The 26,076-nt window shown below is 67.6% G+C and carries 19 protein-coding genes and 1 pseudogene; 11 read left to right on the top strand and 9 right to left on the bottom strand.

Features of this window, described 5'->3' with window-relative positions; genetic code table 11:
* Positions 1 to 64 precede the first annotated feature (64 nt).
* Positions 65 to 1,699, top strand: coding sequence for an NAD+ synthase (locus tag AC5P7U_RS01665; protein WP_495220734.1), 1,635 nt, complete (start codon positions 65 to 67; stop codon positions 1,697 to 1,699).
* Between the two features lie 147 nt (positions 1,700 to 1,846).
* Here the strand turns inward: AC5P7U_RS01665 and AC5P7U_RS01660 are convergent, their stop codons facing one another.
* The gene (locus tag AC5P7U_RS01660; RefSeq protein ID WP_004154436.1) at positions 1,847 to 2,734 is read right to left on the bottom strand and encodes an outer membrane protein assembly factor BamD; all 888 of its coding nucleotides are present in this window, start codon (positions 2,732 to 2,734) and stop codon (positions 1,847 to 1,849) included.
* A gap of 113 nt (positions 2,735 to 2,847) precedes the next feature.
* Here AC5P7U_RS01660 and rluD point away from each other — a divergent pair, with 113 nt between their 5' ends.
* The 4 genes from rluD to AC5P7U_RS01640 are packed head-to-tail and all read left to right on the top strand — an operon-like array spanning position 2,848 to position 5,540.
* Positions 2,848 to 3,837, top strand: a complete 990-nt coding sequence (gene rluD / locus AC5P7U_RS01655; RefSeq protein WP_080357259.1) for a 23S rRNA pseudouridine(1911/1915/1917) synthase RluD — start codon at positions 2,848 to 2,850, stop codon at positions 3,835 to 3,837.
* On the top strand, positions 3,837 to 4,607 hold the full coding sequence (gene pgeF / locus AC5P7U_RS01650; RefSeq protein WP_197563583.1) for a peptidoglycan editing factor PgeF: 771 nt from the start codon (positions 3,837 to 3,839) through the stop codon (positions 4,605 to 4,607). Before rluD ends, pgeF begins: the two co-directional genes overlap by 1 nt.
* A 2-nt stretch (positions 4,608 to 4,609) precedes the next feature.
* Positions 4,610 to 5,134: a DUF4166 domain-containing protein gene (locus AC5P7U_RS01645; protein WP_004154441.1), complete on the top strand. Its 525-nt coding sequence runs from the start codon at positions 4,610 to 4,612 to the stop codon at positions 5,132 to 5,134.
* Positions 5,109 to 5,540, top strand: a complete 432-nt coding sequence (locus tag AC5P7U_RS01640; protein ID WP_495220733.1) for a thiol-disulfide oxidoreductase DCC family protein — start codon at positions 5,109 to 5,111, stop codon at positions 5,538 to 5,540. Before AC5P7U_RS01645 ends, AC5P7U_RS01640 begins: the two co-directional genes overlap by 26 nt.
* A 68-nt stretch (positions 5,541 to 5,608) precedes the next feature.
* On the opposite strand, the gene AC5P7U_RS01635 is transcribed toward AC5P7U_RS01640, so the two are convergent.
* From AC5P7U_RS01635 to AC5P7U_RS01615, 5 genes are all read right to left on the bottom strand, one after another.
* Entirely contained in the window at positions 5,609 to 6,907 is a 1,299-nt protein-coding gene (locus tag AC5P7U_RS01635; protein WP_495220732.1) for an OmpA family protein, read from the bottom strand.
* Positions 6,908 to 7,259: 352 nt separating this feature from the next.
* Positions 7,260 to 8,624: an alpha,alpha-trehalose-phosphate synthase (UDP-forming) gene (gene otsA, locus AC5P7U_RS01630; RefSeq protein ID WP_495220731.1), complete on the bottom strand. Its 1,365-nt coding sequence runs from the start codon at positions 8,622 to 8,624 to the stop codon at positions 7,260 to 7,262.
* Entirely contained in the window at positions 8,621 to 10,402 is a 1,782-nt protein-coding gene (locus AC5P7U_RS01625; RefSeq protein WP_133935409.1) for a glycoside hydrolase family 15 protein, read from the bottom strand. The genes otsA and AC5P7U_RS01625 overlap by 4 nt, the downstream gene beginning before the upstream one ends.
* Positions 10,403 to 10,445: 43 nt before the next feature.
* On the bottom strand, positions 10,446 to 11,204 hold the full coding sequence (otsB, locus tag AC5P7U_RS01620; protein WP_004154453.1) for a trehalose-phosphatase: 759 nt from the start codon (positions 11,202 to 11,204) through the stop codon (positions 10,446 to 10,448).
* 147 nt (positions 11,205 to 11,351) lie between these two features.
* Entirely contained in the window at positions 11,352 to 13,787 is a 2,436-nt protein-coding gene (locus AC5P7U_RS01615; protein WP_414555087.1) for a TonB-dependent receptor plug domain-containing protein, read from the bottom strand.
* 216 nt (positions 13,788 to 14,003) lie between these two features.
* On the opposite strand from AC5P7U_RS01615, the gene AC5P7U_RS01610 reads away from it, so the two are divergent.
* The 4 genes from AC5P7U_RS01610 (at position 14,004) to AC5P7U_RS01595 (ending at position 19,019) form a co-directional block, all read left to right on the top strand.
* Positions 14,004 to 14,486, top strand: a complete 483-nt coding sequence (locus AC5P7U_RS01610) for a DUF3574 domain-containing protein (protein ID WP_414555086.1) — start codon at positions 14,004 to 14,006, stop codon at positions 14,484 to 14,486.
* Positions 14,487 to 14,522: 36 nt separating this feature from the next.
* Positions 14,523 to 15,380, top strand: a complete 858-nt coding sequence (locus tag AC5P7U_RS01605; protein ID WP_004154456.1) for an XAC2610-related protein — start codon at positions 14,523 to 14,525, stop codon at positions 15,378 to 15,380.
* A gap of 109 nt (positions 15,381 to 15,489) precedes the next feature.
* Positions 15,490 to 17,208, top strand: coding sequence for a thiamine pyrophosphate-dependent enzyme (locus tag AC5P7U_RS01600; RefSeq protein ID WP_414555085.1), 1,719 nt, complete (start codon positions 15,490 to 15,492; stop codon positions 17,206 to 17,208).
* A gap of 206 nt (positions 17,209 to 17,414) precedes the next feature.
* The gene (locus AC5P7U_RS01595) at positions 17,415 to 19,019 is read left to right on the top strand and encodes a SulP family inorganic anion transporter (protein ID WP_312561385.1); all 1,605 of its coding nucleotides are present in this window, start codon (positions 17,415 to 17,417) and stop codon (positions 19,017 to 19,019) included.
* 7 nt (positions 19,020 to 19,026) lie between these two features.
* Here AC5P7U_RS01595 and AC5P7U_RS01590 read toward each other — a convergent pair.
* Positions 19,027 to 19,713 (bottom strand): annotated as a pseudogene (locus AC5P7U_RS01590) (glutathione S-transferase); the annotation flags it as partial.
* 172 nt (positions 19,714 to 19,885) lie between these two features.
* Here AC5P7U_RS01590 and AC5P7U_RS01585 point away from each other — a divergent pair.
* Positions 19,886 to 20,710 carry a DUF3014 domain-containing protein gene (locus AC5P7U_RS01585; RefSeq protein ID WP_414555505.1) on the top strand — a complete coding sequence of 275 codons (825 nt, stop codon included), beginning with the start codon at positions 19,886 to 19,888 and terminating at the stop codon, positions 20,708 to 20,710.
* Positions 20,711 to 20,784: 74 nt separating this feature from the next.
* On the top strand, positions 20,785 to 22,137 hold the full coding sequence (locus AC5P7U_RS01580; protein ID WP_239684222.1) for an aspartyl protease family protein: 1,353 nt from the start codon (positions 20,785 to 20,787) through the stop codon (positions 22,135 to 22,137).
* Between the two features lie 7 nt (positions 22,138 to 22,144).
* On the opposite strand, the gene AC5P7U_RS01575 is transcribed toward AC5P7U_RS01580, so the two are convergent.
* Complete coding sequence (locus tag AC5P7U_RS01575; protein WP_414555503.1) at positions 22,145 to 23,242, bottom strand: cytochrome-c peroxidase; 1,098 nt, start codon at positions 23,240 to 23,242, stop codon at positions 22,145 to 22,147.
* A gap of 35 nt (positions 23,243 to 23,277) precedes the next feature.
* Positions 23,278 to 26,067, bottom strand: coding sequence for a secretin and TonB N-terminal domain-containing protein (locus tag AC5P7U_RS01570; RefSeq protein WP_414555501.1), 2,790 nt, complete (start codon positions 26,065 to 26,067; stop codon positions 23,278 to 23,280).
* Positions 26,068 to 26,076 lie beyond the last annotated feature (9 nt).

Below are 26,076 nucleotides of genomic sequence, written 5' to 3'. Positions count from 1 at the left end.
CGCGCCCGGCGCGCGCATGGTGCGGCGCTACAATGGGCGCATTGCAACCACAGGCTGGATTCCCATGGCTTCGATCCGCATCGCGATGGCGCAGTTCGACTTCCCGGTCGGCGATGTCGCCGGCAATACCGAGCGCATCATCGAGATGATCGGCCAGGCGCGCGACGAGTACGGCGCCGAGCTGGTGATGTTCCCCGAGCTGGCCGTGAGCGGTTACCCGCCGGAGGACCTGCTGCTGCGCCCGGGCTTCCTGTACGAGTGCGAGCAGGCGATGGGCCGCATTGCCGCCGCCTGCCGTGGCGTGACCGCAGTGGTCGGTTGGCCGCAGGCCGCCGGCGCGGTGGTCTACAACGCCGCCAGCGTGCTGCGCGACGGCCTGGTCGAGCAGACCTACCGCAAGCGCGAGCTGCCCAACTACGCGGTATTCGACGAGCGTCGCTACTTCGATGTGGACCCGGACGGCGGCAGCTGCGTGTTCGAGGTCAATGGGGTTCCGGTGGGGCTGCTGATCTGCGAGGACCTGTGGTTCGCCGAACCGCTGGCCGACACCGTGCGCGCCGGTGCGCAGCTGGTGGTGGTACCCAACGCATCGCCGTACGAGCGGGGCAAGCACGCCCAGCGCGACGCCGTACTGGCCGCGCGTACCCGCGAGAGCGGGGCGGCGATCGCCTACCTCAATGTGGTGGGGGGGCAGGATGCGCTGGTGTTCGATGGCGCCTCGGTGGTGGCCGATGGCGACGGCACCGTGCACCCGGCGGCCGCTGCCTTCGTCGACCAATGGCTGGTGGTGGACTACGACGGCCAGAGCCGCCGGTTCCTGCCGCACGTGTGGATGGACGACGGCGACGAAAGCATGGACGCGCTGGCCTGGCGCGCAGTGACCCGCGGCATCCAGGACTACTGCCGCAAGAACGGCTTCAAGAAGGTGTGGCTGGGCCTGTCCGGCGGCATCGATTCGGCCCTGGTGCTGGCGTTGGCGGTGGATGCGATGGGCGCGGAGAACGTGACCGCCGTGCGCCTGCCGTCGCGCTATACCGCTGGCCTGTCCAACGACCTGGCCGCCGAGCAGTGCCAGGCGCTGGGGGTAAAGCTGGAAGCGGTGTCGATCGAGCCGGCGTTCAAGGGCCTGATGGAATCGCTGGCGCCGATGTTCAAGGGCACCACGCCGGACGTGACCGAGGAGAACCTGCAGTCGCGCAGCCGCGGCGTGATCCTGATGGCGCTGGCCAACAAGTTCGGCGGACTGCTGCTGACCACCGGCAACAAGAGCGAGTACGCGGTGGGCTACGCCACCATCTACGGCGACATGTGCGGGGGCTATGCGCCGCTGAAGGACCTGTACAAGACCGAAGTGTTCGGCCTGTCCAAGTGGCGCAATACCGTGGGTGGCGCGCCGGTGATCCCGCCGGCGGTGATCAGCCGCCCGCCGTCGGCCGAGCTGCGCGAGAACCAGCTGGACCAGGATTCGCTGCCGGCCTATGACGTGCTGGACGGCATCCTGTACCGCTACATCGACCAGGAGCAGTCGCGCGGGGAGATCGTGGCCGCCGGCTACGATGCGGCCGTGGTCGACCGCGTGCTGCGCCTGGTGCGCATCAGCGAGTGGAAGCGGCACCAGGCCGCGCCGGGCCCGAAGGTCTCGCGCCGCGCCTTCGGCCGTGAGCGTCGCTACCCGATCAGCAACGGCTACAAGGGCTGAGGCAGGGGCACCGGGCGTGGCCCGGCCGATGGGTGGAGCCGGCCGCTGGCCGGCTGTTGCATGACCCTCAGACAGGCCATCGGTTGCCGGCCCAGCGGCCGGCACTACCGCTAGAAAAGAAGAGGGCCCCTTGCGGGGCCCTTTCTCTTATTTCTTTTCCAGTCGCGCGTTGCGCTGGCCGGTGCTGGCGGACTTCTCGCCGGCGAACGGGTTCAGCTTGCGGATCATCCACGGGTACTTCGGCCACTTGCCCTCCAGCCACGGGTGGTCCGGCTGGTTCAGCTGCAGGACGCGGCGGGCGTCGTCGGCCAGGGTCTTGTTGCCCAGGTGGGTGTAGGAATCGGCCAGGACGGCGACGGCATCGTACTGGAACGCGCTCTGCGGGTAGGTTTCCAGCAGGTAGTTGGCGCGGCCGGCCGCCGAGACCCAGGCGCCGCGGCGCATGTAGTACAGGGCGTTGTCCAGCTCGTGCTGGGCAAACACGTCACGCAGCTCCAGCATGCGGCTGCGCGCATCGGCGGCGTAGCGGCTGTTCGGGTAGCGGTCGACCACGATGTTGAAGTCCGAATACGCCTGGTGCGGCGTGGACAGGTCGCGGCGGCTGGCGTCCAGCGACCATACGCGGCGCAGGAAAACCGTACTGCGGTTGGAGTTGGCAAGACCGCGCAGGTAGTACAGGTACGCGATGTTGCGGTGGGTCGGGTAGGTGCGGATGAAGCGGTCGATGCTGGACACCGCATCGTCGTGCTTGCCGGCCTTGTACTGGGCGTAGGCGGTTTCGATCATCGCCTGCTCGGTATAGGGACCGTACGGATACTGGGCCACCAGGCGGCGGAAGCTGGTCTCAGCACCGCTCCAGTTGCCACCCTGCATCAGCTTGTGGCTCTTCTCGTACAACTGTTCGACCGGCGTCCCTTCATCGGGGCGATCGCCCTTCTTGGCGCCACGGTGGCAGCCGGTGGCGGCGATGACCAGCACCAGCAGCAGGGCGGTGAGGCGGACGGGCGCAGAGAGCATGGCGGAGCGTCGGATCATGGGGTCGAGGCGGGACGCGGCTGGAATACGAAGGGTCGATGATAGCCTAGTGTCCTGTCCAGCGACTGAAACCGGCCGCCGGGACCCCAAAATTTCAAAGAATGCCCCCTGCCATGTCTGAACAACCCTCTGAATCGGCCCGCCAGGCCATCGTCCCCGACACTGCGGCCGGCCGTCGTTTCGACGCCGTCGTGGCCGAACTGTTCCCCGAATACTCGCGTTCGCGCCTGACCGAGTGGATCAAGGCGGGCGACGTCCTGCTGGATGGCGCCCAGGTGCGCCCGCGCGACCCGCTGCGCGGCGGCGAGGTGGTCACCCTCACCGTGGTGCTCGAGACCCAGACCGACGCCCAGCCGGAGGACATCCCGCTGGACGTGCTGTTCGAGGACGAGCACCTGCTGGTGATCAACAAGCCGGTCGGGCTGGTGGTCCACCCCGGCGCGGGCAACCATAGCGGCACCCTGGTCAATGCCCTGCTGTTCCGCGACCCGTCGGTGGCGGTGCTGCCGCGCGCCGGCATCGTGCACCGCCTGGACAAGGACACCAGCGGCGTGATGGTGGTGGCCAAGACCCTGGAAGCGCAGACCGCGCTGGTCGAGCAGCTGGCCGCGCGCGACGTGCACCGCCAGTACCTGGCCATCGTGATGGGCGCACTGGTGGCCGGCGGCACGGCCGATGCGCCGATCGACCGCCACCCGCGCGACCGCCTGAAGATGGCCGTGCGCGAGGACGGCAAGGAAGCGATCACCCATTACCGCCTGCGCGAGCGCTTCCGTGCGCACACCGCGTTGGAGTGCCGCCTGGAAACCGGGCGTACCCACCAGATCCGCGTGCACATGGCGCATGTGCGCCACCCGATCATCGGCGACCCGCTGTACGGCGGCGCGCTGAAGCTGCCCAAGGGCGCCAGCGACGAGCTGGTGGCCGCGCTGCGCGGCTTCAAGCGCCAGGCCCTGCATGCCGAAACGCTGGAGTTCACCCACCCGATCACCGGCGAGCCGGTGCGCAACACCGCGCCGGTGCCGGAGGACATGCTGCACCTGATGAAGGTGCTGCGCGAAGACAGCGAAGCCTTCGCCGCACGCGAGCGGGACCGCTGGTGATGGCGGCCGCGCTGCCGTTGCTGCAGGCCGACTGGCCAGCGCCAGCAGGCGTCCATGCGCTGACCACGCGCCGGCATGGCGCGGGCATCTCGCCGGCGCCATTCGCGCAGTTCAACCTGGGCAACCGGCACGCGGCCGATGGCGATACCCCGGCCAATGTCGAGCACAACCGCCAGCTGTTGCAGCAGGGATTGGCGCTGCCGTCCGCGCCGCATTGGCTGCGCCAGGTGCACAGCAGTACCGTGCTGCGCTTCGATGCGCCGCCGGTGCCGGGCGCCAGTGAGCCGGTGGCCGACGCCGCGGTGACTTCGGTGCCGGGCGTGGTGCTGGCGATCCTGACCGCGGATTGCCTGCCGGTGGTGTTCGCCGCTGCCGATGGCAGCGAGGTGGGCGCGGCCCATGCCGGTTGGCGCGGGCTGGCCGACGGCATGCTGGAAGCCACCGTGGCCGCCCTGCAGACACCGCCAGCGCAGCTGCGGGCCTGGCTGGGCCCGGCTGCGGGACCGGCCGACTACGAGATCGGCGAGGAGGTCTTCCACGCTTTCGTCGGGCATGACCCGGCTGCGGAGGCGGCTTTCGTGGCGACCCGGCCCGGGCACTGGAAGGTTGACCTGTTCGCGCTGGCCCGCCAGCGGCTGCAGGCCGCCGGCATGGACCCGGCGCAGGTGTATGGCGGCACGGTGTCGACCATGGCCGACCCGGACCTGTACTCGCACAGGCGCGACCGTCGCACCGGGCGCATGGCGACGCTGGCCTGGATCGCGCGCTGAGCATGCCCCTGTTCGCGCGCGTGCTGGGGCCGGCTTTTGCCACCCTGGCGCCGCCGGTACAGGCGCTGCACGCCGCTGCGTTGCCGTGCCGCTACGTGGGGCAGGCGCGGATCGAGCGCGGACGGCACTGGCTGGTGCCGCTGCTGGCCGCCCTGGCGCAGTTGCCGAGGGAGGGCGAAGCGCTGCCGACCGAAGTGGCGTTCAGTGCACACGGGCAGGGCGAGCGCTGGGCACGCCGGTTCGGCCGCTGGCCGATGGTGTCGCGGTTGTGGGCGCACGAGGGCCATCTGCGTGAGCAGCTGGGCGCGGTGCGTTTCGAGTTCGACCTGCAGGCCCGCGAGGGCGGCATCGATTGGTCGGTGCGCCGGGTGTGGGCGTTCGGGGTGCTGCCGCTGCCCACGCGCTGGTTTGGCGGCGTGCGCTGCCGCGAAGCGGGGCAGGGGCAGCGTTACACTTTCCGGGTTGATGTGACCTTGCCCTGGGCAGGAGCCCTGATCCGCTATGAAGGCTGGCTCGAACCGCAGTGAGACCGCTGCCGACGGCGCGGTGATCGTGTTCGACGGTGTCTGCGCGCTGTGCAACCGGTGGGTGCGCTTCCTGCTGCGTTTCGACCGCAAGGGGCGCTATCGCTTCGCGGCGATGCAGGGTACCCGGGGCAGTGCGCTGCTGCGCGCGCATGGACTGGATCCGCAGGACCCCAGGTCATTCCTGCTGCTGGATGCGCAGGGCGCATGGACCGACACCGACGCGATCCTGCGCGTGCTGGCCGGGTTGGGCGGCGCCTGGCGCCTGAGCGGTGTGCTGCAGTGGGTGCCGCGACGCTGGCGCGACGCGGCCTATCTCGTGCTGGCGCGCAACCGCTACCGCTGGTTCGGGCGCCACGACGCCTGCCTTCTGCCGGCGCCGGAACAGGCCGCGCGCTTCCTGGACTGAACAAAAAGGGGACGGAGGGAGTCAAGTCGTTCATGCATGAACGACTTGATTCCCTCCGTCCCCTTTTTTCAGTCGAGCAGCCGGTAGCTGATGCGTCGATTCAGCGCACGACCGTGATCGCTGCGGTTGTCGGCGATCGGCTGCTCCTGCCCGTAGCCGGTGGGAACCAGTGCGGCCGAGCCCACCCCTTGTTCCTGCAGTGCCTGGGCCACGGCCTCAGCACGCAACTGGCTGAGCTGCTGGTTGCTTGTGGCCGAACCGGCGCTGTCGGTGTGCGCGGCGACCTCCACGCGTGCACCGGCCGGGATTGCGCGCAGTGCGGAGGCAACGGTGCCGATCGTCTGCCGCGAGTCGCCGGTGAGCGTAGCGGTGCCGGCGTGGAACTTCAGGGTGGTCCGGTTCAGTGCTTCAATCCGCTGTGTGGGATCGGCGTGCGCTGGCAGCTGCGCCAGCGCAGCCAGTCCCGGCCCCCACAAGCCCGCCATGTCCAGCGCCGGGAAGTCCTGGCGCAACCTGTGCGAGATGGCCAGCCGCTGCGCGTCCTCCATCTGCGAGGTGTCGATGCGCAGCTGCGATCCGGCGAACTCCAGCCGCAGCCCATCGCCCTGCAGCTGCGGAAGATCGGCAATCAGGCGATCCAGCCACCGCGGCGCGCGTGCGCGTGGGTCCAGCGTTATCCCGCCCTGCACGTTCTGCCGGCCGTGTACCGCCAACAGCGCGCTCCAGATACGGCGACGTTCCCCCTCGGTGGGCAGGTTGCCGTGCACCTGCATCTGTGTGCCGTGTTGCTGCAGGGACAGGTAGGCGTCGTGTTCGAGCGGAATGTCCGGCACCGTCCACAGGGGCGTGCGGGCCTTCAGCTGCAGCCAGGTGGTGAGGCCGAGGACAACGACGATGGCCAGCAGCCACAACAGGCTGCGCACGGCCATCCCATACATCGCGCGCGATGGCACCGTGCCGGTCATGCGCCGGGGCGATGGGCCCACGATGCTGCGATGGACATGGGGGGAAGGCACCAGGCCGCCGGGCGCATCCATCAGTGTGACCACCCCGGGCAGAAGGTGGCAGGCGACCACCCTGAAAGCACCGGGTGACATGCCACAACGGTGCGCGATCATGGCCAGTGTGTGTGCGCCCAGCGCGCGTTCGAGCTCACTGGCGACGATGGGCAGCCGCAACGCTGCCGGTTGCCGCCAGGAATGAAAACGGGAGGCCAGGCCTGCCTGTTCAAACCGCTGCTGCAGACCGTCCAGGCCCCGGTGATGGGAGGTTATCCAGACGCTGATGACCTCCACCACCCAGCGGGCGCGATGGCCCAGCTCCAGGCGTGTTGCGGCATCTTCGATGAAACGGTCGTACGCAGACATGCAGTGACTCCCCGGAATGTGATGTGCGTCGCGCCGCGCAGCAGGCGCGACGGATTGCGATAGCTCTGGGGGCGCCACTCTGGGGAGCGCGCGTCAATGCATGGTGAAAGGCTGGCGGTGGTGCCTCCTTCGTTCCGGCGGGCGATGCCGCAGAGCGTGCGGCAGGACACGATGAGGCCTTGTGCGACGCGAGCCTTACACGCCTGCCCGGGACCGCAGGGACGGGCAGGCGCCCCATTCTCCTGTTCGGCGAATGGTTTCACGTGCATCTACTTTCGGGCTTAAAGCGACAATCTGCGAGCGCACATGGCGCTCTTCTGTCGCTTCATGGCTGGACTGGTGGCGCAATCCATCAGTTCTCCAGTGCGTCCAGGTAACTGCGCCGCCAGTGGTTGATGTCGTAGGTGCGCAGGTGGTCCATCATCGCGTGCCAACGTTCCTTGCGCCTGCGCAGCGACATCGTCGCCGCGGTGGCGATGGCATCGGCGACGCCGTCCAGGTCGTGCGGGTTCACCAGCAACGCCTGCTTGAGTTCGTCGGCGGCGCCGGCCAGCAGCGACAGCACCAGCACGCCGGGATCCTCCGGGTCCTGCGAGGCCACGTACTCCTTGGCCACCAGGTTCATGCCGTCGCGCAGCGGCGTCACCAGGCCCACCGCCGCCGCCCGGTAGAAGCCGGTGAGGGTGGCATGGGTGAAGTTCTGGTTGACGTAGCGCAGCGGCGTCCAGTCCGGCTCGGCGTGACCCCCGTTGATGTGGCCGGCGATCTGTTCCAGCTGGCTGCGCAGCTGCCGGTACTCGGTGACGTCGCCGCGTGAGACCGGGGCGATCTGCAGGTAGGTCAGCGAGCCGCGCTGGTCGGGATGGCGCTGCAGGTAGCGCTCGAAGCCGAGGAAGCGTTCGGGCAGGCCCTTGGAATAGTCCAGGCGGTCGACACCGATCGCCAGCTGGCGGTCACGCAGGCTGTTGCGCAGGTCCTTGACCGCCGCTTTGGTGGCGGCGGTGCCGGCCTGGCGCGCGATCAGGTCGGTGTCGATGCCGATCGGGAAGGCGGCCGCGCGGAAACGGCGCCCGCCGGGGGCTTCCAGTTCACCGTTGTCGAGCACGCGGCCACCGCCGAACAGGCGCAGGTAAGTCTGGAAGCGATCGGCGTCGCGCTGGGTCTGGAAGCCGACCAGGTCGTAGGCATACAGCGCAGAGAACAGGCGCAGGTGATCGGGCATGGCCTGCAGCAGGTCGGCCGAGGGCATCGGGATGTGCAGGAAGAAGCCGATGCGGCAGCCGATGCCGCGTTCGCGCAGCAACGCACCGAGTGGAATCAGGTGGTAGTCGTGGATCCACACGATGTCGTCTTCGCGCAGCAGCGGGGCGAGCTTGTCGGCGAACAGCGCGTTGACCTTGTGGTAGGTCTCGCGGGTGCCACGGTCGTAGTCGACCAGGTCCAGGCGGAAGTGCAGCAGCGGCCACAACGTGCGGTTGGCGAAGCCGTTGTAGTAACCGTCAACCTCGCGCTTGCTCAGGTCCAGGGTGACGAACTCGATGTCGCCGTCCTTCTGCGTGTGCAGCGTGCCACTGCCCTCGCGCACGCTCTTGCCGCTCCATCCGAACCACATGCCGCCGCGTTCCTTCAACGCGGCCAGCAGGCCGACCGCCAGGCCGCCGGCACGGTTCTCGCCGGGCACCGCCACGCGGTTTGAAACCACTACAAGACGACTCACGATGCCTCCTGCCAGGACCGCGACAGGCGCATCGCGGCGGTGATCAGGCCGACGTGCGAATAGGTCTGCGGGAAATTGCCCCAGGCCTCGCCACTGTCGAATGCAAGATCCTCCGACAGCAGGCCCAGATGATTGCGCTGTTTCAGCAGCGTTTCGAACATCGCGCGCGCCTCGTCCAGGCGCCCGATCGCGGCCAGCGCGTCGATGTACCAGAACGTACAGATGGTGAAGCTGGTTTCCGGCTCGCCGAAGTCATCCGGGGCAACGTAGCGGTACAGCGAATTGCCATGTTTGAGGTCGCGGCCGATGGCGTCGACGGTGGCGATGAAGCGGGCGTCCAGCGCATCGATGAAACCGATGTCGGCCAGCAGCAGCAGCGAGGCATCCAGGCGATGGCCACCGAAGGTATCGGTGAAGTGGCCCAGTTCCTCGCTCCAGGATTCGGCCATGATGCGCGCATGGATGGTGTCGGCACGTTCGCGCCAGTAACGCGCACGGTCGTCGCGCTTCAGGCGCACGGCGATCTTGCACAGGCGGTCGCAGGCGGCCCAGCACATCGCGCTGGTGTAGGTGTGCACCTCGGTGCGGCCGCGGAATTCCCACAGGCCGGCATCGGGTACGTCATGCAGGGCAAAGGCCTGTTCGCCCAGGGGTTCCAGGCGGGCGAAGGTGTGCGCGTCGCCCGGGTCCTGCAGGCGGCGATCGAAGAACAGCTGCGTGGACGCCAGCACCACGCTGCCGTAGACATCGTGCTGGCGCTGCACCCAGGCCAGGTTGCCACGGCGCACCGGGCCCATGCCGCGATAGCCGGACAGGCTGGGCACTTCGTCCTCATCCAGCTTGGCCTCGAAGCCGATGCCGTACAGTGGCTGCAGCGTGCCGTCGGTGGTGGCCAGGTTGAAGATGTAGCCGAGGAACTGCTCCATCGTGCGCGTCGCGCCCAGGCGGTTCAGCGCACGCACCACGAACGCGGCATCGCGCAGCCAGCAGTAGCGGTAGTCCCAGTTGCGCACGCTGCCCGGTGCCTCTGGAATGGAGGTGGTCATCGCCGCGATGATCGCGCCGCTGTCCTCGTACTGGCAGAGCTTCAGGGTGATCGCGCTGCGGATCACCGCGTCCTGCCATTCCAGCGGAATGGACAGGTAGCGCACCCACTCGCGCCAGTAATCGCGGGTGCGCTGGAAGGCTTCCTGCACATAGCCGCTGATCGAGCGGTTGAGTGATTCATCGACACCCAGGATCAGGTGGATGGGATGGTTGAGTACGAATGGCAGGCCCTCGCGAACGAAGCGAACCGGCACATCGGTGGTCAGCCGCAGCACGTGCTCGGGCAGGATCCATCGCACGTGGTTGCTGCCCCAGGTAGACTCGGGCACGCGTGCACCCCAGTCCGCCAGAGGGCGCGCATGCACGGTGATGCGTGGGCTGCCGGCCAAGGGGCGCACCTGGCGGATCAGGCTGACCGGGCGGTAGAAGCGGTCGTTCTGGCGCCAGCGTGGGGCGAAATCGAGGATTTCCAGTTCACCACCGTGCGCGTCGCGCAGCACGGTGCGCAGGATCGCGGTGTTGGTCAGGTACTCCTGCTCGCTGCTGGCGAAATCCTCCAGTTCGATGGCGAAATCGCCACCGGTCTGCTGGTTGGGGCCGAGCAGCGCGCAGAAGGTGGGGTCGCCATCGAAGGTGGGCAGGCAGCTCCACACAACGCGGGCATGTTTGTCGACCAGGGCGCCGAAGCTGCCGTTGCCGACCACGCCCAGATCAAGATCGGGTTGGGTCATCACGCGGTACATCTCGTCGGTTGCGGCCGTGGGGGTGGCCGGGTCAATAGGCATTCTCACGCAGCCAGGCGTGCACGCTGCGTATGTCGGGCAGCGCGAACACCGCCGCGCTGGGTTCACGTTCGCCCACCAGCACGCTCCAGCCATGCTGACCGTTGGCGGCGTCGAAGCCGAATTCGTCGGTGAGGTCGTCGCCGAGAAACACCGGCAGGCGACCGCGGAACGGCAGGTACTGCATCATCCGGCGCACCGCGCGGCCCTTGTCGGTACCCACCGGAACGAACTCGACCACATGGTCGCCCGGCTGCAGGCGATAGCTGGTACGGCCGCGCACGTGGCGGTCGGCAAAGGCACGCACCTCGCTGGCCGCGTGTGGAGCGCCGCGCCAATGCAGGGCCAGGCCGACGCCCTTGTCTTCCACCAGTACGCCGGGATGGCCATGGGCGAAACGCATTGCCTGCTGGTGCAGGGCGTGCAGCCACTCGGCGGTGTCATCGTCATGTGCGTCGCGCAGCACACGACCATCCTCGCCGCGCAGCTCGTGGCCATGCAGGCCGGCGGCAGGCAGTTGCAACGGTGCAAACAGCTGGTCCAGCTGTTCGAGCGGACGACCACTGACCAGTGCCACGGCACCTTCCAGGCGGTCGCTGATGCGGCCGATGGCTTCACGCACATCCGGCAGCAACTGCACGGCATCCGGGCGTGCAGCGAATTCGATCAGGGTGCCATCGACATCGAGGAACAACGCACAGGCGTCGTCCAGCAAGGGCGGTGGCGGACGCAGGGGGAGCGGTTCAGCCATGACGCCCAGCTTGCCAGCGTGGGCGTGTACGTAGGGTCGAGGTCAGGCTACGAATCGGGGTAGTGCCGGCCGCTGGCCGGCTACTTCATGGCCCATGGATGCACCTCGCGGTTGCCGGCCAGCGGCCGGCACTACCGGGCTGGTGAATCAGAAGGTATAGCGGACGCGGCCGTAGTAGTACGCGCCGTTGCTGCCGATCGGCGACAGCACGTCATACGGCAGGTTGCCGAAGTAGTGGATATCGCTGTTGGATCGATCCGGGTAGTTGTCGGTCAGGTTCTGGCCGCCGATGGCCACGCTCCAGCGCGGGGTGATGCGGTACTCCACTTCCGCATCCAGCTGCCATTCGGCCTGGTAGGTCTGGCGCGGGATGTAGCCATCACCGAAGTTGAACACGCGGGTAGCGCTGCCGTAGCGGTTCACCCGCGTGCTCAGCGACCAGTGGTCGTTGCTCCACGCCGCCGAGACGCTGCCACGCGTGCGCGGCGTGGCATCGGTGAGCGTATTGGTCTCTTCGATGCCGAACAGCACGTAGTCCGGGCTCAGTGCACGCAGCTGTGGCGGCGTGGCAAGCACGTTCTTCAACGTGGTCTTGGTGTAGGCGTAGGTGCCGGTCAGCAACAGCTGGCCATCGCCCAGCGACTGGCGCCAGTTGCTCACCAGTTCGGCGCCGCGGGTGCGGGTGTCGGCGGCGTTGACGAAGAAGCTGGCGCTCTGCAGGCCGCTGACACCGTAGTTGGCCGCCACGTAGTCGGTCAGTGCATCACCGGTGATGCTCTCCGACAATGCGATGCGGTCGTCGATGTCGATCTGGAAGAAGTCCAGCGACAGGTCGAAGTGCTCGCCGATGCGGCTGGTGAAGCCCAGCGAGGTGTTGATCGACTTTTCCGGCTTCAGGTTCTGCGCACCCAGGCCGCGCGCGATCGGATTGTTGACCGACAGCAGGCGCCCCTGCACCAGCTGGCCGCCGGCGTTGTAGCCGGTGGAGGTGGATTCGTAGCCGATCTGCGCCAGCGACGGCGCACGGAAGTTGTTGGAAATAGCACCGCGCAGGGCGAACGCCGGGGTGAATTCGTAGCGCAGGCCGAGCTTGCCGGTCAGTTCGCCGCCGAAGTCGTCGTTGTGCTCGTAGCGCGCAGCCAGGTCGGTGGAGAACTTCTCGCCGAACTGGCTGGACAGGCTGGCATAGGCGCTGGCCACGTCGCGCGACAGGTTTGCCGCGTCCTGCGGGGTCAGGCCGCCACCGGCCTGCGAACCGGTCGGGCGGTCGGTGTAGGGGCCGGCAGCGTAGCTGGCCGGGTCACCCGGGCGGGTCTGGTAGCGCTCTTGGCGCGCTTCCACGCCCAGGCCGAGCGTGTGGCTGATGCTGTCGCTCTGGGTGAACACACGGCTCAGGTCGAGGTTGCCCACGGTCTGCGCGTACTCGTAGTCAGCGGTCTTGAAGCGGGTCGGGCTGGTCGGGCCCAGCGACGCGTTGAGTGAATCACGCAGGCGGTAGGTGAAGTCGTTCTGACCGTAATCCAGGCTGCCGTCATAGCTCCACTCGCCCCACTGGCCGCGCACGCCGGCCACCGCCTGCACATCGCGGTTCTCGCCTTCGGAGATCGGCCGGTAGCCGTTCGGATAGACCTGCTTCCAGTTGGCATCGCCATCGGGATAGCGGAAGTAGTTCGCGCCTTCGGTGTCACGCTGGTTGAAGGTGCCGAACGCGTAGAAGGTCGAGGTCTGGCCGACCGGAATCTCGGTGTTCAGCCACAGGTTGATGTCCTTGCTCTTGCCATCGCCCAGCACGTAGTTGCGCTTGCCCTGCAACGCCAGGTTGTCCGGGGTCTGGTCCCACGGCGGAATCTGGTCGAAGCCGGCGCGGTTGGTGCCGTCGCGGTGCTTGTACTCCAGGCCGACGCGCAGGAAGCCGCCGTCCTCGCCCAGCGCGGTACCGACCTTGGCGCTGATGTTGCCGGTCTGGCCATCGGTGAGGGTGCGTCCGATCGGCTTGAGGTCGGTGTGGTTGGCGCCGTAGCTGGCTTCGATCTCGCCACCGTCGCCGCCGTTGTCGAGGATCACGTTGATTACGCCGGCCACGGCGTCCGAGCCGTACAGCGCACCGGCGCCGTCACGCAGCACTTCGATGCGCTTGATCGCGCTGACCGGGATCGAATTGAAGTCGACCGGCGTGGTGCCCTTGCCGATCTTGCTGTCGGTGTTGACCAGCGCGGTGTGGTGGCGGCGCTTGCCGTTGACCAGCACCAGCACCTGGTCCGGCGACAGGCCGCGCAGCTGCGCGGCGCGCACGTGGTCGGCGCCACCGGAGTTGGACTGGCGCGGGAAGTTGAACGACGGCAGCAGCGCCTGCAGCGCGCTGCCCAGTTCACCGTTGACCACGCCGGCCTTGCGGATGTCCTCGGCGGTGAGCACATCCACCGGGGAGGTGGATTCGAGCACGGTGCGGTCGGCGGCACGCGTGCCAGTGACGATCACCGTGTCGAGGTTGGTGGCGTCCTGGGCCAGGGCCGGGACAGCGGCGGAGGAAAGCGCGAGGGCAATGGCGAGGCCGAGCGGCGACGCGGGCAGGCGGGCGGACATGGGGGCTCCAGCAACAACGACGACGGGGAAGGGGAGATAGTTTCACTTACATCCATCCGGATGAAGCGATATATTATCTTCGCGTGATGACCGTAGCCGATGCAAGCCCCTGCCGGTCCGGCATGAGCTGATGCCCGGTTGGCATCAGCACGCCGGGCCGGTGGCGCTGTACGCTGCCGGCTCGCCTTGTCCCCCCTCTTGTCCGGAGCTGTACCGATGAAACACCTTGGCCTCGTCTTTGCCGTGCTGCTGGCCACCAGCGGCTGCGCCAGCCTGTCCTCGCAGGCGCCCAGTGCGTATGCCACGGCCACCACCGCCGAACTGAAGGGCGATGCGGCGCGCCCGTCCGACGGCCACGGCTGGGTGCGCAGCGAGCTGTATTTCGGCGTTGGCGAAGAGCAGGGCGCAGGCAGCCGTCCGCAGGCCGACACCATCAGCGAGGCGCAGTGGCGCACTTTCCTGGACAAGGAAGTCACTCCACGCTTCCCCGATGGCCTGACCGTGTTCGATGCCTACGGCCAGTGGCTGTTCCGCGGCGATGCCTCGCCCAACCGCCTGCGCACCAAGGTGCTGGTGGTGCTGCACGAGGACACCCCGCAGCGCCGGGCCGACATCGAGGCGATCCGCCTGGCCTGGAAGCAGCAGACCAAGCATCAGTCGGTGCTGTGGTCGCGGCAGCCGGTCGAGGTATCGTTCTGAGTTGAAGGTGCCGCCGCGGTGCCGCAGGGAGCGATGATGGATTGCAGGGAGTGGGTGCTGGGCGTGGTGCTGGCAGGCGTGCTGGCCCCGGCCGCGCAGGCGGGCGGGGACGGCAGCGAAACGCTGCGGTTCCAGGTGGCCGCCCACGTGCAGGCGCACGCCGATCCGCAGCAGGATGGCAGCATCGCGGTGCAGCTTTCGCCGTCGGGCAAGCGCCAGACGCTGGCCGGCGCAGCGGATGCGGACGGCAATTCGCGGTGGGGTCTGGAGGATGTCGACTTCGATGGTTACCCGGAACTGGTCGCACGCGCATCGGTGGGCATGGTCAATGAAGCGGTGGCGGTGTACCGCTTTGATCCTGCCAGTGGCGGGTTCCGTGCGTTGCAGGCTGAAACCCACGGCAAGGACAGCTGCGGTGACCTGATGGGGCTGACGGTCGATCGTGCGAGCCGCACCCTCACCAGCAGCTGCCGCAGCGGCCCGATGTGGTACGCCGACCAGTATCGGTTTGCAGGTTCGAAGCTCTATCTGTACCGCGCCGAGAGCGTACTGATGCTGGGCGACACGCTGAACGCCGCGCTGCGTTGGGAGCAGAGCGACGAGCAGGGCCCGCTGGCGGTCTGGCGGACCTATGACCCCGCTGGAAAGGTGCTGGAGACCGCCATCGCCGATGGCCTGGGCGCACCGCCCGGCGGGCCGCTGCGTGGTCAGCAGGCGACGGTGGTGCCCGCGCGCCTGTTCCTGTTCGACAAGCCCGGCGCATCCAGCACCCCGCGTTACCTGGTGCAGGGCGACCGTGTGGAAATGCTGGATGAACAGGACTGCTGGATGAAGCTGCGCTACCAGAATCCCAAACACGGCGCGGTGCTGGGCTGGATCAACGTCAACGATTGACCGGACATCCGTCCGCAGTTTGCACATCGAGGTGATGCGCGATTTGCCCACGGAGGCATCACTTCCCCGGGTCTAGCCTCGGACGTTCCCCCGTTCGAGGATGTATCCGATGAGCAAGCGCGTGGCCGAAATCGTGGTGGACACCCTGCAGCAGGCAGGCGTCCGCCGCTGTTATGGCATCGTGGGCGATACGCTCAACCATGTGACCGATGCGATGCATGGCAGTGACATCGCCTGGGTGCACGTGCGGCATGAGGAAGTGGCCGCATTCGCTGCCGGTGCCGATTCGCTGGTGAGTGGCGAACTGACCGCCTGCGCGGGTTCCTGCGGCCCCGGTGGCCTGCATTTCATCAACGGCATCTTCGAAAGCAACCGCAATCGCGCGCCGATGGTGCTGATCGCCAGCCAGATCGTCACCAGCGAGCTCGGCATGGAGTTCCCGCAGGAAGTGGATTTCAAGGCGGTCTATGGCAGCTGCACGGTGTTCTGCGAACAGGTGCACAGCCCTGCGCAGGCACGGCGCGTGGTGGCGCTGGCCTGCCAGGCCGCGATCAGCCGCCGCGGCGTGGCGGTGGTGATCCTGCCGGCCGACATCAGCGAGGCCGAAGTGAAGCACGATGTGCCGTTCTCGGTGCACTACACCCAACCGGTGCTGCGTCCGTCCGACGCTGAACTGCAGCGCATCGCCGAGCTGCTGGGGCAGGGCAGGCGCATTGGCATCTACGCCGGTGCCGGCTGCCAGGGCGCACACCCGCAGCTGCTGGAACTGGCGCGGCGCCTGCAGGCGCCGGTCGCGCATACCTCGCGCGCCAAGGACTTCGTCGAGCCTGACAACCCCTACAACATGGGCATGACCGGTATTTTCGGCATCGAATCGGGCTTCCACACGCTGATGGAGTGCGACACGTTGCTGCTGCTCGGCGCTGATTTCGCGTGGGGCCAGTTCTATCCGGACAAGGCCACGATCATCCAGGTCGACCGCGACGGCAGCCATCTGGGCCGCCGCCATCCGGTGAACCTGGGCGTGGTCGGTGACATCGCGCCGACGCTGGACGCCTTGTTGCCGATGCTGCCGCCGCGCGAGGACAGCAGTTTCCTGGACGAATGCATCGAGCGCCGCGACAAGGCGCTGAAGAAGCGCGAACAGGAAGAGCAGCCGGGCGAGGGCGAGCTGATCCATCCACAGCACCTGACGGCGTTGTTGTCGAAATACGCGACGGACGATGCGCTGTTCACCGCCGACGGTGGCTCACCGATGGTGTGGGTGCTGCGGCATATCCGCGTCAACGGCCGCCGCCGTACGCTGACCAGCCTGTTGCACGGCACGATGGCCAACGCGATGCCACAGGCGCTTGGCCTGCAGAAGGCGTTCCCGGGACGGCAGGTGATCTCGTTGTCCGGCGACGGCGGCCTGGCGATGCTGCTCGGCGACCTGCTGACAGCGGTGCAGGAAAACCTGCCGATCAAGGTGGTGGTGTTCAACAACGGCTCGCTGAACTTCGTCGAGCTGGAGCAGAAGGTGGAGGGCCTGCTGGACAACTACACCGACCTGAAAAATCCGGATTTCGGCCGCCTGGCCGAGGTGATCGGCTTCCATGGCCGCACCGTCACCCGCAGCGAGGATCTGGAGGATGCGGTGCAGGACTTCCTGTCCCAGCGCGGCCCGGCGCTGCTGGATGTGCATACCAGCCGCGCGGAGCTGGTGATGCCGCCGCAGATCGAGGCGAAGCAGGTGGCAGGTACCGCACTGTATGCGGCCAAGGCGGTGTTGAACGGCCGCTTCGACGATGTGAAGCATCTGCTGGTGGACAACTTCCTGAAGAAGTGAGCCGCCTGCTCCCACGGTAGTGCCGGCCGCTGGCCGGCAACGCCGGGGTCAGATCCATTTTCCTGCGGAAAACGGATCTGACCCCATCGGCAGGCCGCCGCCACCAGAGGCCCACCGATGCCTGGAACCCATCATTCCACTGTGGAATTGGCGCGCAGGCCCCGCTGGGCCTACCATCGGCGGTCCCCACCCCCACCGCCCCTTCCATGTCCGCTCCCGCTTCCGCCGCACCGCGTCGCTGGTTCGTCGCCGGCGACTTCAACGGCTTCTTCGGCCTGGTCGTCGACAACCTCTCCATCCTCGGCTTCATCGCCATGGCCCTGGTCGGGATCTTCCAGTTCCCCGCCGACGTGGTGTTCGGCCGCATGTTCCCCGGCACCGCCTTCGGCGTGCTGGTCGGCAACCTGCTGTACACCCTGATGGCGCGGCGGCTGGCCGCGCGTACCGGCCGCGACGATGTCACCGCCATGCCGTTGGGCCTGGATGCGCCGACCAGCATCGGCATGGCCCTGCTGGTGCTCGGCCCGGCCTTCATCGCCTTCAAGCAGCAGGGCCTGGACCCGCATGCCGCCGGCATCGCCACCTGGCAGCTGGGCATGGCCGCGCTGGTCATCATGGGCGTGCTGAAGTTCGTGTTGTCGTTCTTCGGCGAAGCGGTCACCCGCGCACTGCCACGTGCTGCGCTGCTGGGATCCATCGCCGGCATCGCGCTGGTGCTGATGGGCCTGCTGCCGCTGCTGGAAACGCTGCGCTCGCCGCTGGTCGGCTTCACCACGCTGGGCCTGCTGCTGTACGTGCTGATTGCCAAGGGCAAGCTGCCGGTGCGTGGCCCGGGCGTGCTGCTGGCCTTCGTGTTCGGCACCGTGCTGTATTACGGCCTGGGCCTGGCCGGGCTGGGCGCGCCGGGCTTCCATGTGCCGGCGTGGGTGCCGCCGCAGGTGGTGCTGCCGCTGCCGACGCTGGGTTTCCTCGAGGGCCTGCCCACCGCGATGACCTACCTGCCGCTGCTGCTGCCGTTCGGCCTGCTGATGGTGGTCGGCGGCATCAACGTGTCCGAAAGCGCACGCGCGGCCGGTGATGACTACCGCACCCGCGACATCCTGCTGGTGGAAGCGGTGGCCACGCTGGTGGCCGGTGTCTGCGGCGGCGTTGCGCAGACCACGCCGTACATCGGCCAGCCGGCCTACAAGCACATGGGCGCACGCAGCGGCTATACGCTGCTGACCGGCCTGTTCGTCGGCATCGGCGGCATGCTCGGCATCATCTCCGGGCTGGTGCAGTGGCTGCCGCTGGCGGTGCTGGCACCGATCATCGTGTACGTGGCGATCGATATCACCACCCAGGCGTTCCAGGCCACGCCACGCCACCACGCCGGTGCGATGGTGTTCGGTTTCCTGCCGTCGGTGGCGTACCTGCTGGCGATCAAGGCGCCGGGCTGGATCGCGCCGGACCAGCTGCCGCAGTTGCTGACCAAGCTGGACGGCCACGGCCTGCCGGAACTGGCGGTGATCTTCACCCTCGGCAACGGCTTCATCATCACCTCGATGCTGTGGATCTCGGCAGTGGCGGCGATGGTCGATGGTCGCCTGCGTCGCGCCTGCGGTTTCCTGCTGGTGGCGGCGCTGTTGACCCTGTTCGGCCTGATCCACTCGGTGGACCCGCGCGGTGGCATCTACCTGCCATGGGACCTGGACGGGCTGGCGCGCATCATCAGCTGGCAGTTCGCGGGCGCCTATGTGGCGCTGGCGCTGCTGCTGGGGCTGTTGTCGTTGCAGAAGCAGGCGGTGAAGCCGCTGGATGGGAAAAGCTGACCCCACGGTAGTGCCGGAAGATGCCGTTGGTGTTGAACGCCAGCCGCCGTTCCGAAGCCAGGTAGGCGGCGATGTTCGGCCGCTTCGCCACACGCTCCTGCAGCGCACGCAGCAGGGGCAGGTTGGGCGCCAACGCCTGCATTCGCCGCGGGAACATGTAGTCCAGCCCACTCAGCAGCTGGAACAGCGACAGATCCACATAGGAATGCTCGCGCAGGGCATGGCGGCCGCCGTTGGCGGCCAGTACCTGTTCGAAATGGCCGAGGAACTTCGGCAGTCGTTCGCCACGTAGTGAAGCCGCACGCGCCTTGGCCTCGGTCTTCTGCTCTTCGTAGTATTTCGACGCGGCGATTGGATGGTGGGTGTCATGCACCTCGGCCACCAGGTCGGCGATGGTCAGTTGCAACTGCAGCGCCTGCATCCGCCGCGACGCGGCCTGCGGTACCAGGTCCAGGGTCGGACCGAGAAAATCCAGGATTGCCGCCACCTGCGCGATCACCTGCCGGCCCGCCTTCAGGAACGGTGGTGCGAAGGGCAGTGCTCCCTCGCTGTTTCCATCGAGGAACGGCTGCATCACCGCATCGCCATGCACCCGCGCCATGTCGATGTAATCGGCGGCGGCATCTTCCAGCGCCAGTCGCACGAATTCACCCCGGCCCTGGATGCCGGTCCAGTAGTACAGCGCGTACTGCATGGCAGCGTCTCCGCACGACAAGACCCACAGCCTCGCGCAAGGTGTGCAAAGCAGGCGTGAGCGTGGCGCATGCGCAGGCCCCAACCCCAACGGCAGCGGAACAGACGGGGAACCCACCGCAATCAATCCGGTCACACCTTGTCCATGCAGGTGAACAACGAGGGACTGCATCATGCAGAGTGGAAAGGCGGTATGGCCCTGGGTGCTGGGCGTGGTGGTGATCGGTGGCGCGGGGGGCTGGTTGTTCCGCGATCAGCTGAAGGGCCTGGCAGACGGTGTGTCGGTGCCGGTGCAGTCACCTCCCGCCAGCAGCGGTGCACCGCCACAACCGAAGGCAACCACAGCGCCCGCGCCAGCAACCCCGCCGATCAAGCATCCGCTCGATACCGGGGCCGCCGCCGACCCGGCGCTGCCGAAGCTGGCTGACAGCGATTCCGCCGCCTGGGGCGCGCTGAGCCAGCTGTTCCAGGGCGAGGGGCCGTTGACCCTGCTGCTGCGCGATCATCTGATCCAGCGCCTGGTGACCCAGGTCGACAACCTGGACAAGCCCAGCGTGCCGCCGACCGCACTGGCCGCGCGCCCACTGCCGGGCAGCCTGCAGGTGGAACCCGTTGAAGGTGGCGAGCGGATTGCCGCGGCCAATGCGGCGCGCTATGCGCCCTACGTGCAGGCGTTCACTGCGCTGGACCCCGCGGCGACGGCGGCTGCGTACAGGCGCTTCTATCCGCTGATCCAGCAGGCCTATGTCGACCTGGGCCGGCCCGAAGGCTATTTCAACGATCGCCTGGTCGCGGTTATCGACCATCTGCTGGACACGCCGGAACTGGTGCAGTCGCCGCAGGTGGAACGCGATGAACGCGGCCGCTACCGCTTTGTCGATCCCACGTTGCAGTCGAGGTCGATCGGCCAGAAGGCGCTGCTACGCATGGACGCGGCGCAGGCGCGGGCGGTCAAGCAGCAGCTGCAGGCGATCCGCAGCGCGATCGCTCGCGGCTGAAGGCTGAAGACTGCAGGGGCAGGTGTCATCGCCAGCGTGATAGGGTCTGGATCAGGTAGACAGGAGTGACCTTGATGCATCGAATGTGGTTGGGCGTGAGTGCGTTGTTCGCCACGACAGTGGCCTCGGCTGCGGCCGTCGAGACGCGCGATGGCGAACTGGGCGATCCCTACGGCTACACCCGCAGCGTGCGCCTTGCCGAACTGTCCCGGCTGCAGACGCTGGGCAAGTCACCCGGTGTGAAGGGCAAGCTGGGCCAGGCGGGTTTCTACCGCGTGCGCGGCGAGCTGGACCGCTCCAGCCAGGCGGCCCAGGAGTGCCTGAAGGCCGTGGCCAGCGAGGCGGCCGACAGTGTGAAGGGGGTCGAGTACCTGTGTTCGGCCACCCTGGCCGGCAATCTGCTCCTGCAGGGCGATATCGCGGGTTGGGCGGCGCAGATGCTCCAGGTTCGCACGCTGATGGAGCGCGACATCCGGCCGATGCTGAGCCCCAAGCTGCGCGACATCCATCTTGCTGGCATCAGCGAGCCGCATTTCGAGCGGTTTACCGCATGGCCGCGTAATGCCATGGCAGCGCAGCCGCCAGCCAGCGACATCAGTGTCCCCTTGCAGTTGGACAACGAACTGCCGACGCTCAGCCTGAAGCTGCGCACCGCAGCCGGTGAACGCGAGCTGCGCGTGCATCTGGACAGCGGCGCCGCACACTCACGCATCGGCCGAGCGCTGGCGACCGAGCTGGGCTTGACGCTGACCGAGGGCTTCATGGCGGTCGATGGCAGCCCTGGCAAGTTGTATGCGCTGGCGGCACCGGTCGAGTTGGACATCGGTGGTGTCGCCGTGCGCGATGTGTCCTTTGCGGTACTGGGCCAGGACGACCTGCCACGCATCGGCCTGGACGTACTGCGCGCGCTGGGCCGGGTGCGGGTCAACAAGGATGCGCTGGTGATCCAGGCCACGGCCAGCCCGGTGCCGTGCACGCGGCGGATGGCCACGCTGTCCTCGCTATGGGCGGATGCGTACGACGTCCGCTATCCGATCCGCGCTGGCAAGCAGAACGTGCTGGTCAAGGTGGATACCGGCTTCAACGGCGCCTTCCAGGCCCGCGGAACGTTGCCGACCACGCCACCTGCGTCGGCGATCCGGCGCAAGAACGTGATCACCACCGAAGGCAGCGAAGACATCCAGTTCGTGGAAGCGACCACGCCGGTCATGATCGGGGAGGAAGTGCTGAACCTGCCGATGGACCTGGGGCTGTCGCCCGGGCCAAACCCGCTGTTCAACCCGGACTGGCGCGTGGGCTTTGCCGCGACCCAGCGCTACAGCCTGTACATGGATGTTGAAGGCACCTATGGCTGCCCGGTGGCCGTTGCGGTGGCGCCACCGCTGTTGCCGCCGAAGCCGGCTCCCACGCCGCCTGCGGGCGGCTGATCCGCGGCTACAGGCTCTGCAGGAACGCCTCGATGTCCTGCAGATCCTGGCGGCCCAGCCCGCGCGGCCGCAGCAGTGGATCCGGCTCTGGGAACGGCGCCGCATCAGCCGGCAGCGCGGCCGGGGCGCGCGGGCGCGCGCCGCCCACGTTGTAGAACGCCAGCACGCCCGACAATTTCGGGATCATGCCGTTGTGCATGTAGGGCGCTGTGGCGGCAACGCCTCGCAGCGACGGTGTACGGAAACGGCCGCTGTCGGCGGGATCACCGGTGACCTCATAACGCCCCAGATCCTGCCGCGAACGCCCGCGGAAATGTAGGCCCAGATTGTGGAAGCCGTTGTCGGTCAGCGCCGCCCCGCTGTGGCAGTTCATGCAACCGGCCTGCGTGCGGAACAGATGCAGGCCGCGCAGCTGGGTGTCGTCCAGTGCACGTACATCGCCGCGCAGGAAGCGATCAAAGCGGCTGTTGCGCGGCGACAGGCTGCGCTCGAAGGCGGCGATAGCCTGGCCGAGCTGGGCGGCATCGATGCGCGGCAGCGCGAACACCGCGGCGAAGTCAGCACGATAGGATGCATCGCGGCGCAGGCGACGCACGGCGCCCTGCGTGGTGAACCCCATCTCGATGGGATCGGCGATGGGATGCAGCGCCTGCGCTTCCAGCGTGGCCGCGCGTCCATCCCAGAACAGCGGTGCCACCTGTGCGCTGGTGGCCACGCTGGGTGCATTGCGGCGGCCGGGCTGGCGATCATGACCGAAGGACACGCGGCGACCATCGGCCCAGCCCAGGTCCGGATCGTGGCAGCTGGCGCAGGCCAGCTGCCGCGACTTCGAAAGAACCGGATCGAAGAACAGCCGCCGCCCCAGTGCCACCTTGGCTGGCGTGGAAGGATTGTCCGGTGGATCGACGGGCGACGGCAGTGGGGCCAGTTCCTTCCACGCCACGCCGGGTTCGACCTCCGGCGCGGGCCAGCGCGTACTGGGGCTGCTGTAGAGCGCACGCAGGCAGGCGCCATCCCAGCGTTCCGCCTTGCCCGGAGCAGGCGCGCAGACCGGCTGGGAAGGACGTGGCTGTGCAGCGCTGGCCAGCACGGCGCTGACCAGCACTGCAATCCAGCCAAGCCTGCGGCGGCGCGCGGGCCTCAGAACCGGTAGCCCACTTCGAGCCAGAACGAACGTCCCATCTCGTAGTACGGCGCGCGGCTGACGCTGCTGGATACGCCATTCACCGCGCGCCGATCCAGCACGTTGAACACATCCACGTTGGCGAACACCGTGCCCATCGTCGACAACGGCTGCTCCCAGCCGATGCGCATGTCCCAGATCAACGAAGGGGCAAACCGCCGTCTTTCCCAGACCGCGACGCTCTGGCCGTCATGGACATCCTTCAGTCCGGTGTCCCGGATCGCGCGATACCCGGCCCGGTAGCGCAGCGTATTGCCCCAGGTCAGCCGAGCTGCCGGGATATGCGTGGTGCTGGCCAGTCGCGCGGTCCATGGGCGGTTGAAGTTGTCTGCCGGACGATCGCGGTAGCGGATGTAGCTGCCGTCGTAGCGGATGATCGGATTCTCGTAGTACGCGGTGCTGAAGTCGTCCTCGTAGTCGGGCGCAGAAGATCGGCTGTCGGTCCAGTCCAGCGCCAGCAGGCCCGTGGTGCTGGTTCCGCCGAACTGCAGGCGGTGCAGGGGGCGCACGGTAAGGCTGATGATCTGTGTCTCGCTGCGGCCGTCGTTGCTCCAGGTTTCGTAGTGGGTGGCCAGCGAGGGGTCATCCGCGCGTTCGTCCTGTACCCGGCTGCTGGAACGCACGACCTGGTCACGCCCCTTGCGGTTGACGACCTTGCCGAGGAACTCCCAGCCCTTCCATTGCTGCTTGACGCCCAGCATCAGCTCATCGTCGTAGGCGATTCTCAGGCGATCGAAATGCAGCCCGTTGGCGGACTGCGTACCTGCGGTCCACTCGCTGTCGAGGGTGGGGCGGCGCTGGTTCCTGTATTGCAGCCGATCAAGGCCATCGCGCAGCCGCCACGTGGCCGCGTTGCGGCCGTAGTAGCGGTTGGCGCCCGCGATCAGCTGGGTGTCGCCGGCGGTGTCGAGATCCAGTGACATCGCCAGGCGCGGTGCGACCGTGGTGTGCTGCATGTAGCTGTCATGGTCGATGCGCAGGCCGGGACGCAATGACAGGCGCCCCGCGCGGATGCTGTCTTCGGCGTAGGCGCTCCAGCTGTCGATCTGGAAGTCCAGCCGGCCGCGCGTGTAATAGGTGCGGCTGGTGAAGAACTGTCCGGGCCAGTTGCTGGTGTTGGCGCGGCCGGTGCGGGTCAGGCCCATCCAGCAGGTCTGCGTGTCGGTGATGCCGGCCTTGTTGGTACAGCTGGTGGTGCGCGCCGGCGAGACATAGATGTAGGTGTCGTCCAGGCGCTCGTAGTCGACTTCCTGGTGCTGGTACTGGACGCCTGCCGCGAAACGATGCTCCATGCCCAGCCAGCGCTGCGGTGCCAGTATCAGATCGGCACGGTACTGGAGCGTCTTCTGTGCCTGGTCTATGTCGCCGAATTCACCTTCCAGCGAGCTGCCTGAAGTTCCCCAGTCCTTGCCCTCGGCCCAGTGCCAGCTCATGTAGTCCGCAGACTGCGGATGGCGGGACTGCTCGGTTGAACTCCAGCCCACCTGCTGGGTCAGAGTGCCCCATTGCGGCGACCACGTCGCCTTGAGCATCGCCTGGCGGCCACCGCCAATGATGTCGATGCCGGCACCGGGGACGTTGGAGCGGAAGTAGTGGGATTCCTCCGGCGCACGGGTAAAGCTTGCCTCGATGTCGAGCGTGTCGCTCGCTTCCCAGACCGCCTTGACGAACAGATTGTCGATGCTGCGCCGCTGGATCTGCTTCTCCGGATGCGCGTCGTCGACCAGGTGCGACTGCAGGTTGTAGGTGGGAATGGTCGAGCGCTTGCGGGTGAAACTGGCCAGGACGCCGATGCGGTCGGTCAGATAGCCTTCCAGATCGGCGCGCGTGGTGGTCTTCTTGAATTCCGGCTGCCCGTCATTCGCGCCGGACGCCTTCTGGTAGCTGTCTGCGACGGTGGAGTCCAGGTGGTAGCGTGTCCACGAAGATCGCGAGGACTGGGTGGACAGGCGGCCGCTGAAGGTGCGTGATGGTCGCCGGGTGCTCGCTTCGACCACGCCGCCGTTGAATCCACCATAGGCGGCCGAAACGTTGCTGTCATGCACGGTGACGTCTTCCAGCAGGCTGCTGTCCAGCGCCAGCGCCTGCGAGCCGCCTGGAACGGAGAACAGCCGGTATACCTCCGGGTCCGCACCCGGGTCGATGTCGTTGTTGAAGTTCATGCCATCGACGATGAACGCGTTCTGATAGAACTTCGCACCATTGATGCTGATTTCCGCAGGGCGGATTTCGCCGGGGCTGAAGCTGCCCTGGTCGGCATTGTCGAACTGCACGGCGGGATGGATGCGCAGCAGCCGGGTGATGTCACCGTTGCCGGCGGCCTGCGCCGCGACGTAGCTGCGGTCCAGCTGCAGGCTGCCTCCGAAGGTCGAACCAGTGTCCCGCCCCGGCACATGCAGGGTACTGGTGCGTCGTGCGCCTGCCGAGAGCTGCGCGCGCTGCAAGGTGTAGCTGCCATCGGCGCGGCGCACCACGCGCAGCCCGCTGCCGTGCAGCAGTGCGTCGAACCCTGCGTCCACGTCCAGCCCTGTGGCAATCGATGGAGCCTGGCGGCCACGGGTCAGCGCGGGGTCGAAGGACAGGGCCACGCCATGCTCGGCGGCGAACGCGCCCAGTGCACTGCCCAGCGAGACGGTGCTGCGCTGGACGTGCAGGGATTCATCGGGCGGTGATTGAGCCAGCGCGGGTGTGGCGGCGAGCGCGGTGGCGAGGAGGCTCAGTCGAAGCCGGGGCAGGTTCACGGTCATGGGGAGGAA

The sequence above is a fragment of the Stenotrophomonas sp. YJH_SMC_57 genome, assembly GCF_059369755.1.
This window is presented reverse-complemented; position numbering and strand designations above follow the sequence as displayed.